The organism is Paenibacillus chartarius (genome assembly GCF_042432825.1).
In the GTDB taxonomy this organism is placed as follows: domain Bacteria; phylum Bacillota; class Bacilli; order Paenibacillales; family NBRC-103111; genus Gordoniibacillus; species Gordoniibacillus chartarius.
The window spans coordinates 18,177-31,266 of record NZ_JBHLWN010000122.1 but is presented as its reverse complement, the minus strand read 5'-3'; the positions used below and the strand labels follow the sequence as shown (position 1 = coordinate 31,266).

The following is a 13,090-nucleotide window of genomic DNA, read 5'->3' as shown; positions in this document are numbered from 1 at the left end:
ATGGCGTAACGGTCGGCGAACCACTTGGCTTTGTGACGATGGGCGCCCCTTTTTCACACTACCCGTGCTGTCCCGATCGCGAAATGATGCCATAACACAGCTTCCACCGTATCCGCTTTTGCTTCCTCGCACTCAATCACGAGGATAACCTCTGAATTTTTTCCGCGCAGCAGACGCTGCTGCTTTTTGATGACTTTGTAATAGAATAAGTCGATGCAAACCCCAAAGACAAATCCGCCTGCCGCACCGATCAGCCCCCAGTAAATGGGCCCCCATGCCAGCTTGTACCCGACACTGGCCCCAACGACAGCAAGCGCAGTTCCGAGAGCTGCTCCCGTGCTAGTCAATGAAATGCCGTCTGCGTTGTGAATGCTGTCAAACAATCGCCTCTCCGTTTTGCGGTTTGTTAAGGGTACGGCGAAAATATGGTCTTTCCCAATACCGTTTTTCTCCAGCTCCATAATGGCCAATTCTAAATTGGTGGAGTGCTCAAAGGTCGAAAAAATCTGTACCATCGTTTTATCTCACAACCTTGCCCTTCTTCACCCGGAATGTTGGTTTTTGGTAATGTTTGATCAGAAAATTTCTTTGTTCACTGTCAAAGAGCTTATTGTTTTCTACGGTGTTTATATACGAGTCATAAGCTGCAAACCCCCACATGGAAGGCATAAAGAGCAGCCATTGTATGTCAAGCACCGCTGTCGACTCTGTAATTTGCCCATGAAACAGGTAATGGACGGCGACCAGCAGCTTGGAGAAATATAGAAACACAATTGTCCAAGCGAGCGCGAAAAAAGCGGTGACTACGCGGTGAATATGCAGATGCCCCAGGCCTGGCATGAATAAGGACCACAGAACGGTCATCCCGGGCTTGCGCTTGTCCAAATAATTGATTTCCATGGCCCCGATGGTGAACGAATTAAACGGTGCATCCTCCTTCTCCGCAAGCAAATACACTTTATTCATATCGACACAGGTCCGATAACTGTCCCATATGCCAAACAAATACACGGGAATATACATCAGCATCCATCTTGGGTCCAGCACCTCTTTGGCTGAATCTATATTTCCGCTAAACGAAAACACCATGGCCAGATTAATCTTGGCGTTATAATTCACAATCACTTCCCAGATAAATAAGGAAAGCCCGCGCAAATATTTGCTTAATAGTAAATGTCCAAAACCCGGAAAAGCGGCGGACCACCAAGCGATAGCGTAGGGATTTCGGATATGAAACTGGGTGGTACCGGCAATGGAAACATGGGCTTTGTAGCGGCGGAATTTATTTTCGGCATTTCTGTAATTATTCAAGGTGTCCTCCATTAACTATGCTGTATAAGCTTTCTGACAAGCTTCAAATTACCGATAAGTATCAAGAAAATAATTGGATATAGTATTGCTGAATACCACAGCTTCCAATCGTTGTAATAAAAAAATTCGGTCTGCAAAATAATCCATTCAATGCCAAGTGAGAGCCCCGTCCGGTTAGGAAATAATTCACAAAAAGAAAGCTTGCCGAGGGAAAATACATAACAATTGCTAACAAAGATAGCCACTGAAAGCCCGGGGAGAAATAACCATGGAGATCTTAGTGCAGGTCAAACACCACATCGGTTGTGATACCATATGTGTAGGCAAAGGGATGATACTAACCTTGGCGCCCTAAAAATAATTTGCCATTTATGCATCTGTATTGCCCTTCCTAATGAAAAGGCAGCCGATCGTTATTGGCCGGCTGCTAAAGAGGGCAACTATTGGAGACTCATCACTGGCGAAAGATAATTATCTCTGATCCGATATCGTAGCGTTATTATTCTGAGCACTTAATGTTGTCGTCGGGTCATACGGTGGTCCAAACGCCGTCCCCGGCAGCAGCACAATATCAAATTCATTAGGCGGCGTCCCCCATGAGTTTCCTTGAAGCACAAAAGTTGCTCTATCGACCAGAAAGCCGCCTTTCGTATTATAGACAACGTTATTCAAAATATTGCCGGTTGTACCCGGGTTTATATACATCCCCGTGCGTAAGGAATAGAATCTATTACCTTGAACAAGTAAATTCGTCATGTTATTGGACTGTGTAACGACAGCACGATTCACTACCCAATTTGACATCGGCAGCGGCTGTAGAGGTCCGTAAATGGTATTGTTTAATAACCGATTATTGCTCCCGCCAATTTGAATGAATTCTCTTGCATAAGGAACATCGCTCGTTATCGTGAGGCCGTCCAATGTAATATTGCTGCCTACTACGAGGAAAGGTATGATATTTGCTTCGGATCTGATTAGTACCCCAGGCTCCCCCAACAACGTGATTCCCTGCTTGTTCACCGCAATCTGTGATGTAACTACATAAGTGCCTGCTAAAATATGAACCGTACCATTGGGTGCAACAGCATTTATCCCCTCTGATATCGTACCGAAAGGACGTTCCCGAGTGCCATTTCCTCCTACTGCTCCCGCTTGGACATATATATTGAATGGATCTGTCTCAATTTGGGCAATTGCATTCAAATTTCGGTTGCCGACTTGTAAAGATGAAATATTGGCCGCCGTTGTTGCACTTATTTCAATGCGATAAGTATGGGTACCGGCAGGAGGCATATCAACCCATGTAATTGTAGGGAACACTGTATCTTGAGAGGTCACCGCCGCAGAAAATGATCTGCTTCTAGTAATGGAGGCGCTTGTTAGGATCGCAGGAGATGACCCTGTTCTCCGTAAAACATAAGAAACATTCAAACTATAGGCTGTAACGCTGCCCGTTCCGAACGTGATTGCCGCCGTTGAATCCAGTTTAATTCTATCCCCTTCTGAAGCGGTAAGCGGCGGAAGCTCCAGAGAGACGACCGTACCTGTTGGTAGTAGAGAAACCGTATCATTAGCCTGACTGGAAAATATAGAACCCGGACCTGCGGGACCCCGCGGCCCGATATCTCCTCGTGGGCCTGCTGGTCCTGCCGCCCCCTGTGGCCCGGTTTCCCCACGAGGACCTGCCGGTCCTTGTAGTCCTTGTGGTCCTTGCGGCCCTTGTGGCCCCTGCGGTCCTTGGGGTCCCTGCGGTCCTTGGGGTCCCGGCAGTCCTGGCAGTCCTTGAATTCTGCCCATTCAATCCCTCCCCTTGGGTATTTCAACATAGTCTATTCATTACAGAACAAAACGCATGGGTAAATATCCAATTCAACGATAATCCACAGTTTAATGTTTATTACAAGTCGTAGAGGACACCATGATGATTCGCAGGCATGAAGAATACTTCCTGTTCCTTAGGGCAACATGACGTTGTGGTAAAAATATGGAATTTGGAGTGAGTAGGTAACAATGGAGACGTCTGTTCAAGACGCAGCGCCGGGTGCAGTTGAAGAGCCGGCTCAATTTTCCGCGGATGATCGCGTAATGGGAGCCTTGCCCCGTTCCGAGGTAGAGCCTGCCCAGGATGACTTGTTCCAGAGATTGAGCGGAGGGCGCAGACTGACCGATCAAGAATTTGTCGAGAATTCCCTAGAAGAGAATCGCTTCTGGATGCGGGTTATGATGGAGCATGCCTTCTTCCTTAAGATCACTTTGCCGAATGAGGCAAAGGCCTTATTGGAGCAAGCCGAGGAATTTGAGGAAGCCTTCGCCGAACAGCTGCACCGGGCCCTTCGGGGAACCCCTTCCAACCCGGCGGATGTTGAACGGTTGAACCTTGACAGTGTCGATTTATTGAAACGAGCTATGGATTACAAACAAAAGGTGTTTGAGCGCAATGTCAACGGCGAGTTTCGGGGCACGAATTGGACCAAGACGGCTGAACACATCCGGCGTGAGCCGCTCTATGTCATCAAGACGCTCTTACGGTTGAACAGCAGAGTGGAACGCCCGCTAATTGAGGAGCTAGTCGAGGATAACGAGTTTTTCTTGAAGATCATGGCCGAGCATGGAGTATTCGCCCTTCACTTTCTCGACCCCGACGAGGATGACATCCTCGACTTGGCCAGGCTCATGGGCAATAAGTTTAAAGTGTTGACTATGCAATCGAGAAATTTGGAAATCGAGCCTCCCACAAAGACTGCACTTCTCTCCCAGCTGACCATTTTCCGCGGTTCAACGCTGCTCTTTCATGGGTTCATGGAGGAGATTCACCGGCTGACCCAGGAGAAGGAGATCCGGGGTATCGCCGACCTTAACATCATCGGACATATAACTCGAGAAGCAGGTAAGTATCTAAGTGTATTAGACCGAATGGAAGCACGCATTAAGAACACTCCCAGCGCTGACCGGAGGAGACATGAACCGTGACAACGATCATCCTGCCCCGATTTTTACCAAAACTTGATTTGGGGGACCCTACCGACCCTACGTCGATTTACTCCGATTACGACAACATCGAGGAACAGGGCTCCACGACGCTAAGCGATCAGGAATACATCGACCGTTCCTTGGAGGAAAACCAGTTCTGGCTGCGTATCATGATGGAACACGCCTTCTTCTTACGTGCCGGCCTTCCACCCGATGCTACGCGTTTGATTAAGCAGGCCGAACAATTTGAGACCATCTTCGAGAAACAATTGGATCTTGCCTATAAGACTCCTGCTGATCCGGTACAAATAAGCAAGCTTAATGAAGATACGCTTGTTTTGACCCACAAGATCGCCCTGTTTAAGCAAAATGTGATGGAAGAATCGTTCTGCAAATTAAGAGGGTTTAACTTTCCCTTGCTGATTGACCATGTGAGAAGAGAAGCGGTCTATTTTCTAAAGACCCTTAAGCAAATTCAAAGCCGGCGCGAGCACCCCGTCACCGACGACGTGATTGACGAGAATATCTTCTTCCTGCAGATTATGGCGGACCATTCCAAGTTCATTGCCCATCTGCTTGATCCGCAAGAAGAAACGCTAATCAATATCTCCCGCGATTTCGGCAAACAGTTTGAACTGTTAGTTTACCAGGCACGAAATTTGGATTTCGGTTCTCCCTCCACGGAAGTCATGCGTGATCAGCTGACGATCTACAAGGGGGCTGCTTTGGAGCTTCGCGCCTTCAAGGAACAGGCCACCAAACTGATCGAGAACTGCCAGGTACGCAGTATCCTGGATCCGAAGCTGGCCTCTCATGTAACCAGGGAAGCGGCGAAGTTTCTGTCCATTATCGACAAGCTGGAGTCGCGCCTGTAAGGATAGTACCCGGCTTGCCTCCCCATCGAAACCGCCCATCCGGTCACCGGACGAGCGGTTTTTTTACATGTTAGCTTATCGGAAAGATGAGTGCGCCTTCGGATCATGCCAGCTTTCGCTTAAAGAATAACGGGGATAAATCCATTTTTGATATATTGTGCAAAAGGAATATGTCCCCCCGTCGTTTCATTGCCCAACAGCTGAACACCCGCTGACTGAACTTCTTCCGCTACTTCAAAAAATCCGGAGCAGGCCTGGCAGCCGCCCTTAATGATGCCTGACTTCATCACCTGCTTAAATAATGGATTGAAGGGGTGGTCCGCCCTATTGAATACATTTGGCCATTGTGTTCCCAATCCGTCAAAAAGAATTTCAACCTCGAAACCCTCGTCGTGCAGTTCTTGTCCGTATAACAATCCATGAACCGCTTTACCCACATCTTGTTGATTCGCTTGAATAATGATTACATACTTGTTAGTTACCATCTAACTTCCTCCTCAATTTGTCGTTTATGACATTTTCTTCGATTCTGAGTAACGAACACTTGCTAATTTTCCTATCCGCAGCACCTCCTCATAGAATTACCAACGTCGGAATGGTAGAGGAAAACTCGACAAAGCTCCAACCTAGTTGCGTACCGTTCTCGGTAAACAGAACTTCATTGATCTCGAATCGAACGATCCGTTCTGCCGCGGGAAACTCGGTCAATGTATTCACGTCCCAAATAATTTCGGATTTTCCGGTTAGCTGCAGCGAGTGACCATTATTGAAATCAATAAATAACAGCCCTGAACTTGGATTGCTGTAAATATTGCCAAGGGTATTGAACATCGAATTGCCATAATAATCGGGAAAGAGGAGCGTCCTTTCATCGATTACCTTGATAAATCCCGGCGGCCCTCCCCGGTGTGAAACATCCGCCTTCCCTTCGGAACTACTGCTTCCAATGAAAAATGTATCCGAATTTCGAATCCATACTTGTTGTTCGGGAGTTAGACCTGGACCACGTTGCTCAGACTTCAGCAATCTTTGAAAAACGCCGTTTGGAGACATGGTTCTTTTGTGGATATACTGCGGACAGTTGCCATAAACTTGTTCCGTTTTTACTACTAGCCGCCGGCCCCCTTCGAAGTATCCCGTTCCATTTATTCTCATTCTCATTCTTTTGCTGAAATCAATCGCCAACAAACCGATTTCGGGGCTCGAAGCCAGATTCCGAAGTAAAGGGTCATTCTTAACTGGATCGGAGTGGATCGTAATCGTTACCTCATCCTCCACATCGATAAAACCGGGATCCCCGGTCAAGAACGAGCTCCACACCCTTCCCTTCTCGTCAACGGAAGCCACAATCATCAGAGCTTGACCTTTCAAGAAGGCAACGGCACCTTTGGGGATGCTGGTTCTCACAATTCTGCTGTTTTGCTGTGCTGCAATTTCCGCACCGGCTAACCTTTGAACGCTCAGCTCACCCGAATGATATACGTCGGTCATCTTCGTCACCTCTTTTATTAACCACCAAAACCACTTTATGGTTACTATACCACTGTTTCATTAACCTGTAAACATCTATTTTGGGTATTAATAAAACCTTTCATCCTCCTCCTACGACATAAAAAAAACGAGCCCTAGAGGTTCTAAGACTCGTTCTCCGTTCCTATTTCATTCCGCTGTCGTTCAAGGTAGGCCATCACTTTCATCCGATTACCGCAGGTTTTTTGGCTGCACCATCGGCGTGTGCTATTTTTGCTATTATCGTAAAAGTACAGCACACATTCCGGATTGCCGCATTTTTTAATCAAGGAAAACGTGTTTCTGCTAAATAAGTCCATAGCTGCCCGGGCAATAGGAGCAAGAAGATCGGTCGGCGTTTGAATTTTCACATGCCTCTCTGTAACGAAACCATGGTCTGTGTATACAAGCTTCATTGTAATAACCTGATCATGGAGTAAGTCGTTTATAGTTTCCAGGTAATCCTGAGGAATTTCCATGTTTTCTCCACTCTTGCAAAGCTCGATCATCGTCAGCAGCGTACTTCGCAGCTTTCTTGCGGCTTCTAATGCATAGAACCCTTGGTCGTTATTTCCCCAGCTTTGTTCGTATTGTCCCCTCTCCTGTTCATTAAGAAAGCCCGCTTTGTACAACCAATCGAGCATATTGGGGAACGATTCAAGTAAATCAACCGGCTTACCGTCTACGGCGATCTTCGTATTGATAAAGTCCAAGACGGGATGATTTCCAATAAAAAGAAAGCTGGGGGCTATTTTCTTCGGCATCTGCTTACTCCTTCATCTTTACAAAAATAACGTCGTCACCGTATACAAATTATAGCACCATTCTTGTTTGTATGGTTGCGTAGTGAGTAAAGATGCGGCAGCGGGTTCATTAAGGCACCTGCCGGCCGCAAGAGTCACATTGCTTCGGAATAGCGTTCCACCAGGTTTTGTAACGCATCGTTCACGTTGCCTCGAAAGCACCCGCCGTGATAGCAGAGTAACGTTTTTATTTCGTAGGTCAACAATCGTCGAACCGATGCTATAGCCTCCACTAATTCTAACCGTGTACTGCGGGTTAGCAATACAAAGCTCATCTTCTTCAATTACGACTGCATCGCCTGCGATCATCTACAAGAATTCGTTCCTCGCCACCGCTTAACAATACAGGCGAATAACCTGGCTTTGGCCGTTTATTGTGAACTCAATCGGAAGTTGTAGACAGAGGATGTTCTTCACCTTGCTTATCATGTACTGCGGTCACACCTTTCAACCATTTTCCCGAGAAATAATATAATAGACTTGCTGCTGTCGTTACCGCGAAACTGAGAACGATAGCAAGCCAAACGCCCCGGATACCAAGCTCGGTATTGGACAGCCATGCTGCAAGCGGAATTCTCACAAGGCATAAAGAAATTAGCGATATGATCATGGTTGAGATCGTTTTTCCCGCTCCATTGATAATACCGTTCGAGACATAGAACACGATAAAGAACAAATATCCGAATCCGACTAGCCTTAAGTATTCAACACCCTTGCTTACAACATCCTCATCCTTTACAAATACTTGCAATATCGCTTCGGGGAACGTTACGCATAACAAAGAAATCGCAGCAATGACCGGAATATTAATGAGGATGCCCCAGCCTAGAATATGCTTCAAGCGGTCTGCTTTCCCCGCCCCCAAATTCTGTGCCGTAAGCGTGGATGCAGCCATCATGACAGCGATTGCCGGCATGGCCACAATGGAATCAATCCTGCCGGCTACCCCGAACGCAGCCGTTGCCGCAGCGCCGAAGCCATTGACGAATATCGTAATAACCGCATAGCCCAACGAGACTAACATCTGCTGTACAAAAGAGGGAAGCCCGATCCGCATAATATCCATGATTATTGCTCTCTCAAAGAGCAGACGGGTTGGGTTGATCGGCCCTTCTCTATACTTGTATCTCACATAAAGAAAACCGAGTACCACGGATATTCCGGTTGCAAGGATAGACGCACCCGCCGCTCCATTTAACCCCAACGAAGGAATCGGACCGAATCCAATGATCAGCAGCGGGTCCAATACCGCATTCACAACCGTTGAAAGGACAATAAACATTAGCGGAATGGTTGTATCACCGATTCCCCGGAGAACCGATGCAATCAGATAAGACATATACATAAAGGCAAAACTCAGCATGGTAAGCTTCAAATAACCGGATGCGATTCCCATAATCTCAGCAGGCGTACTAAGGAGTCTTAACAACGTATCCGCGAACAGCAACCCGCTTGCCGTTACAAGTACGATCGCAATTAGGGCAACCGACCATGAGTTGTTCACCACTTGCTGAATTTTTTTATGATCTCCCGCTCCATAAGCTCTGGAGACCAGGATTGAAGTCGCTAACGTCGCACCGGAGCTTAGCGCAACCATTGCCAGAAAGATGGGCAGGCTAACGGCAGCAGCCGCAACCGCCTCTGTGCCAAGCAGCCTTCCGATCCAAATGATGTTGATAACGCTGTATCCGGTCGCAAGCAAATTTCCGATAAGAATAGGCAGAGCGAACTGAACCAAGTGCCTGGGAATGCTGCCCGACGTAAAATCTTTGCCAAATTGACGTTTCGACTTCACTTTTGTTCCTCCAGCATGCTCAAGGTTTCTTCCACATAGCGTTGTATTTCATGTTCCTGGAATTGGATTCCCAACGCTTGTAGATTATAAATGGAGAGGGCATAGGCCGAATCTGTGAGTTTGCGCTCTTCATCGCTCTGCAGCCAATCAACGACTAAATAATGAAAAGTGCTCTCGAAGGCTAACGCAGCGACTCGCTCATTGGGAATCCGTACAGGATTGTTAATCTTGAAACGCTTAAACCACTCCTCCATACTTCTGCATGAATCCTGAATGCTTTCAGCCCGCTTCTTTTCAAACGCCGGGTTTAAACCTACTGCCTCAATTAACATAACCCTGGCGATATCCCGCCTGTTTTGGTACATCCATAAATTTGCGGTAATAACCCTCGTCATGTTCTTGGGAAGGGAAAAGTTATGGATATCCAGCACCATGTCCGTCGTCTGCTGAAAAGCCAGCACGATAGAATCATAAAGCTCTACGAACAACTCTTCTTTACCCTTAAAGTAAAAGTAAAAGCTGCCCACCGAGATCCCCGCCTCACCGGCAATATCCTTGACCGACGTATGATGATACCCCCGCTCCGCAAAAACCTTCGCCGCCGTATCCAGAATCAATTGACGTTTGGCGTCCTTACGCTCCTGTGTTTCCTTTGATGTTCTGTACATTTGGTTCCCTCCTCAAGAATAGAATGAACGTTCATTCTATTCTTGATTATACGGTCAATACAATGGATGTCAAGATTCATAAACATACGGTTCACCGCGCTATTCGTAAGGGCAAGTTTTGAGGCCATCCTCAAAGGATGGCCTCGATAAGCGTTCTATGGAACCGCCATTGGACAATGATTTTCCCTGCATATGTGATGGTCGTCGGCTACCGCTTCGCAAGCTGACGCAGAAGTCGATTCAGCTGTCCTATCTCATGACCAAGGCCGGAGAAAAAGTCCCTATCCTCCTTTTCTACGGCCTGAACGGCCAGCGAAGCAACCTCGTCCCCCGCCTTCGTGACGGAAATCATGTTCGCTCGGGAATCCGTCGGGTGGGGCCGGCGCTCGATATAGCCCTTCTTCTCCAGCGTCCTCAGCACCTGCGACGTGACATTAACGTCCATCTGTGCATGTTGTGCTAATTGAACCTGAGTAATGCCCGGGTGATCGTTCTTTTCAATCAGCCACTTGCAGGAAAAAAGGAGCACGAATTGCGGATGGGTCAATTCAAAGGGATCCAATGCATTCCGTATCGCCTTCTGCCATAGGTTCGTGACCTGCCACAGTATAAAGCCGGGACTTTCCTCTGCGTTATTGAATTCCGAGCTCATGTGTCTTTCCCTCCGTGCTGTTCAACATGGCCTCCGCAATGACCCGAAAGTCTTGCTCCGAGATCTCAAAGTGGCCGAACCGAAACCGGTAGCCCCAATTTTTCTCGCCACGCGTGAAGCTAAGCTGCTCCAGCAGCGAGCTGATCTTCGTTTCTTTACAGTCAGTATAGCGAATGTTACGGCGAAATGGTATGAACGAATCAGACATCCGGTATTCATATACCTTGTCATCCAGCACCTGTCCGATCGCCGTGAATGCCTGCAGAGGCTCCCCGTTCCGCAGATCCGTGCGAGGCGAGTAATAAATCAGCCAATCCCCGGCTTGCATCCGTTTAAGGGGCGCTGCCTTCCCATGACAGAGCTGGGCAAACCCGCCTTTCACCCCTCGAGACACATGAGAGGCGGAGACGACGCCAATCCAATACCGGCAGGATTTTTTCGCCACTTCACTCACCACACACACGTTCCTTCTCCAGTGCCAAAGCAGCTAGTCCCTCCAGCGTAGCACTTACGAACCCTTTATCCCAAGTTGTCCAGGTCGTAATATCGCTATACAGCCCCCACATCGTTTCCGCCTTGACCTTTTTCGTAAGGAAATGCTCAACCTGCCACATCTACATCGCCCCTTCAATTGTATATGTACATATTATATTCATTTATATTATATGTGTAAATATTAATTTTTGAGCAGCCATAAATCTACTGTCTCTATCTTAAGTCGTCTATGCGGCGGGGTGCCCTTCCATCTGGTAGAACGGCGGCGAGCTGATGGACCTGGTGCCGCAGGTGATGGAGTGAAAGCTAATTCAAATACTTCCAAAAATATGGAATTAGTTGGCCCGAGCCCCATATATAAAAGAAGCCGAAACCCCTTGATACATAGGGACTTCCGGCTTCTTCGCTTTCTAGGCTGTTGTTCCGTCGCCCACACATAGCCTGTTTTTTCCAGGGCGCTTGGCTTCATATAACGCCGTATCGGCTCGCTTAAACAGAGTTTCCTTCGAGTCCGTTACGCGCTTCCGATACAGCCCGATGCTGATGGTGACCGTTTGATGCTGGATCTCCGCTACACGAATGGAGGCTACAGCAATGCGTGCTGCCTCAAGCTTGTCCCTTGCTTCTTCATCCGACATGCCTTGAAACAGGATACCGAACTCCTCGCCGCCGTACCTCGAGAGCAGTGCGGAGGACTGCAGCGTTTCCTTTAATCGGGCCGCTGTTTGCTTAAGCACGATGTCACCGGCCCAATGCCCATACGTATCGTTGATCGCCTTAAAATTATCAATATCCGCAAGGGCCAAGTGCAGCGCAGGGGTGCTTTCATCAGAATCGATAATGTGATCAAGATAATCATGAAACGACTTATGATTCGCAAGTCCGGTTAACGCATCGGTCCTAGACATTTCCTCGATCCAGGCCTTCTCCTCCCGGAGCTTGATCTCACAGACCACTTTCTCTCGAAGCTCTTCCAAGAGCTCCATTCCCCGGTTAATGACAATCAATCCGGCAGCGCAGCAGGCCAGGATGATGACACAGATCACGATTGCTGAGAAAGGCGCCGGTCCAAATTCAGCCGCAGTTTTCTGATTCGCGAGGCCATAGAAGGTGAGCATGAAGGCCAAGCTGACCGCTGTAGTGACGAGGATCTTTACCTTGTCAAAGTAAAGCACCGATAACACGATAGGCACCAAGATCGTCGACTGCATGACGGGAATGTGCCGATTGGTAATGATAAGCGAGCCGGCCAAGATCACCGCGGCCAAGATAAAGATATAATCCAAATTCCTATTGGTATACCGGCATAACAATTCCAACACCAGCAGCGTTATCAACATCGTGGACACAGGGATCATGGTGCTATCTTGCAGATATGTGATGACATAATTTAGGCCCGGCTCCCAGCCTGCCGCGAAAGAAGCCGCTTCCCCCATCAGATAGAACAAGATGAATATACGATAGATGCGGAGGATTTTCCGCTTCCATATTACACTGCCTAGGTCATGTTGGTTAGACATCACATCATCCCTGCTCTTCGTTGTCTTCGTGTATGTAACATCCATGATAACAGGCGATACGTGACTCCGCCAATTGGAAATAGGACCCATGCGGAATCAACTATAAATACTTATACGTTAGGCGCAATAGTCATATCAGTTTGTTTTAGGTGCTCGTCAAGAGATTAGTTTACTGGTCAAGTTGCTTGAGAGCGTTATCAATCGGTAAAAAGTTTTGTGCCTTTTCCCTTTGTGGCAAAATCACCTCAACCGTAGTTCCCTCGTTCAATCTACTTGTGATGTTCAACGATCCTTGGTGATCTTCAATGATTTTACGACAGACCATAAGCCCTAGCCCTGTTCCCTTTTCTTTTGTGGTATAAAAAGGTTCCCCGATTCTCTTCAGTTTGTCTGCTGGAATGCCCTCACCCTGGTCAGTAATGCGTAAGAGAATGCTATTTTCACCGCTATTATTAACCGATATCATAACTTGCCCGCGATTGGCATCGCTTC

The 13,090-nt window shown here is 47.6% G+C and carries 14 protein-coding genes and 1 pseudogene; 2 read left to right on the top strand and 13 right to left on the bottom strand.

Going from position 1 to position 13,090, the window contains the following annotated elements; translation table 11 throughout:
* Window positions 1–53: 53 nt before the first annotated feature.
* The 3 genes from ACFFK0_RS29585 to ACFFK0_RS29575 all read right to left on the bottom strand — a co-directional run bounded on the left by ACFFK0_RS29585 (window position 54) and on the right by ACFFK0_RS29575 (window position 3,108).
* On the bottom strand, window positions 54–515 hold the full coding sequence (locus ACFFK0_RS29585; RefSeq protein WP_377474848.1) for a hypothetical protein: 462 nt from the start codon (window positions 513–515) through the stop codon (window positions 54–56).
* Window positions 516–519: 4 nt separating this feature from the next.
* Window positions 520–1,311: a hypothetical protein gene (locus tag ACFFK0_RS29580; RefSeq protein ID WP_377474846.1), complete on the bottom strand. Its 792-nt coding sequence runs from the start codon at window positions 1,309–1,311 to the stop codon at window positions 520–522.
* 471 nt (window positions 1,312–1,782) lie between these two features.
* Complete coding sequence (locus ACFFK0_RS29575) at window positions 1,783–3,108, bottom strand: hypothetical protein (protein ID WP_377474844.1); 1,326 nt, start codon at window positions 3,106–3,108, stop codon at window positions 1,783–1,785.
* Window positions 3,109–3,321: 213 nt separating this feature from the next.
* Here ACFFK0_RS29575 and ACFFK0_RS29570 point away from each other — a divergent pair, with 213 nt between their 5' ends.
* Entirely contained in the window at window positions 3,322–4,281 is a 960-nt protein-coding gene (locus ACFFK0_RS29570; RefSeq protein WP_377474842.1) for a DUF2935 domain-containing protein, read from the top strand.
* Entirely contained in the window at window positions 4,278–5,156 is an 879-nt protein-coding gene (locus ACFFK0_RS29565) for a DUF2935 domain-containing protein (RefSeq protein WP_377474840.1), read from the top strand. Before ACFFK0_RS29570 ends, ACFFK0_RS29565 begins: the two co-directional genes overlap by 4 nt.
* Before the next feature lie 119 nt (window positions 5,157–5,275).
* Here the strand turns inward: ACFFK0_RS29565 and ACFFK0_RS29560 are convergent, their stop codons facing one another.
* From ACFFK0_RS29560 to ACFFK0_RS29515, 10 genes and pseudogenes are all read right to left on the bottom strand, one after another.
* A complete protein-coding gene (locus ACFFK0_RS29560) occupies window positions 5,276–5,641 on the bottom strand; it encodes a hypothetical protein (protein ID WP_377474838.1) in 366 nt (121 codons plus the stop codon).
* 88 nt (window positions 5,642–5,729) lie between these two features.
* Window positions 5,730–6,647, bottom strand: coding sequence for a pyridoxamine 5'-phosphate oxidase family protein (locus tag ACFFK0_RS29555; RefSeq protein WP_377474836.1), 918 nt, complete (start codon window positions 6,645–6,647; stop codon window positions 5,730–5,732).
* Window positions 6,648–6,790: 143 nt separating this feature from the next.
* Complete coding sequence (locus tag ACFFK0_RS29550) at window positions 6,791–7,429, bottom strand: CGNR zinc finger domain-containing protein (protein ID WP_377474834.1); 639 nt, start codon at window positions 7,427–7,429, stop codon at window positions 6,791–6,793.
* Window positions 7,430–7,850: 421 nt separating this feature from the next.
* Window positions 7,851–9,263: an MATE family efflux transporter gene (locus tag ACFFK0_RS29545; RefSeq protein ID WP_377474833.1), complete on the bottom strand. Its 1,413-nt coding sequence runs from the start codon at window positions 9,261–9,263 to the stop codon at window positions 7,851–7,853.
* Window positions 9,260–9,931: a TetR/AcrR family transcriptional regulator gene (locus tag ACFFK0_RS29540; protein WP_377474831.1), complete on the bottom strand. Its 672-nt coding sequence runs from the start codon at window positions 9,929–9,931 to the stop codon at window positions 9,260–9,262. The genes ACFFK0_RS29545 and ACFFK0_RS29540 overlap by 4 nt, the downstream gene beginning before the upstream one ends.
* Window positions 9,932–10,139: 208 nt before the next feature.
* Window positions 10,140–10,583, bottom strand: coding sequence for a MarR family winged helix-turn-helix transcriptional regulator (locus tag ACFFK0_RS29535; protein ID WP_377474830.1), 444 nt, complete (start codon window positions 10,581–10,583; stop codon window positions 10,140–10,142).
* Window positions 10,564–11,037: an EVE domain-containing protein gene (locus ACFFK0_RS29530; RefSeq protein ID WP_377474895.1), complete on the bottom strand. Its 474-nt coding sequence runs from the start codon at window positions 11,035–11,037 to the stop codon at window positions 10,564–10,566. The genes ACFFK0_RS29535 and ACFFK0_RS29530 overlap by 20 nt, the downstream gene beginning before the upstream one ends.
* Window positions 11,030–11,197, bottom strand: coding sequence for a hypothetical protein (locus tag ACFFK0_RS29525; RefSeq protein WP_377474828.1), 168 nt, complete (start codon window positions 11,195–11,197; stop codon window positions 11,030–11,032). Before ACFFK0_RS29525 ends, ACFFK0_RS29530 begins: the two co-directional genes overlap by 8 nt.
* A 291-nt stretch (window positions 11,198–11,488) precedes the next feature.
* Window positions 11,489–12,598 (bottom strand): GGDEF domain-containing protein, encoded by a 1,110-nt coding sequence (locus ACFFK0_RS29520; RefSeq protein WP_377474826.1) that lies wholly within the window; start codon window positions 12,596–12,598, stop codon window positions 11,489–11,491.
* 169 nt (window positions 12,599–12,767) lie between these two features.
* Window positions 12,768–13,067 (bottom strand): annotated as a pseudogene (locus tag ACFFK0_RS29515) (ATP-binding protein); the annotation flags it as partial.
* Window positions 13,068–13,090: the final 23 nt, after the last annotated feature.

What these genes read in the sequence shown, in the direction of transcription:
- ACFFK0_RS29585 (WP_377474848.1), bottom strand. Translation starts at nt 515, where the DNA reads ATGGTACAGATTTTTTCGACCTTTGAGCACTCCACCAATTTAGAATTG.
- ACFFK0_RS29575 (WP_377474844.1), bottom strand. Translation starts at nt 3,108, where the DNA reads ATGGGCAGAATTCAAGGACTGCCAGGACTGCCGGGACCCCAAGGACCG.
- ACFFK0_RS29570 (WP_377474842.1), top strand. Translation starts at nt 3,322, where the DNA reads ATGGAGACGTCTGTTCAAGACGCAGCGCCGGGTGCAGTTGAAGAGCCG.
- ACFFK0_RS29560 (WP_377474838.1), bottom strand. Translation starts at nt 5,641, where the DNA reads ATGGTAACTAACAAGTATGTAATCATTATTCAAGCGAATCAACAAGAT.
- ACFFK0_RS29555 (WP_377474836.1), bottom strand. Translation starts at nt 6,647, where the DNA reads ATGACCGACGTATATCATTCGGGTGAGCTGAGCGTTCAAAGGTTAGCC.
- ACFFK0_RS29550 (WP_377474834.1), bottom strand. Translation starts at nt 7,429, where the DNA reads ATGCCGAAGAAAATAGCCCCCAGCTTTCTTTTTATTGGAAATCATCCC.
- ACFFK0_RS29540 (WP_377474831.1), bottom strand. Translation starts at nt 9,931, where the DNA reads ATGTACAGAACATCAAAGGAAACACAGGAGCGTAAGGACGCCAAACGT.
- ACFFK0_RS29535 (WP_377474830.1), bottom strand. Translation starts at nt 10,583, where the DNA reads ATGAGCTCGGAATTCAATAACGCAGAGGAAAGTCCCGGCTTTATACTG.
- ACFFK0_RS29525 (WP_377474828.1), bottom strand. Translation starts at nt 11,197, where the DNA reads ATGTGGCAGGTTGAGCATTTCCTTACGAAAAAGGTCAAGGCGGAAACG.
- ACFFK0_RS29520 (WP_377474826.1), bottom strand. Translation starts at nt 12,598, where the DNA reads ATGTCTAACCAACATGACCTAGGCAGTGTAATATGGAAGCGGAAAATC.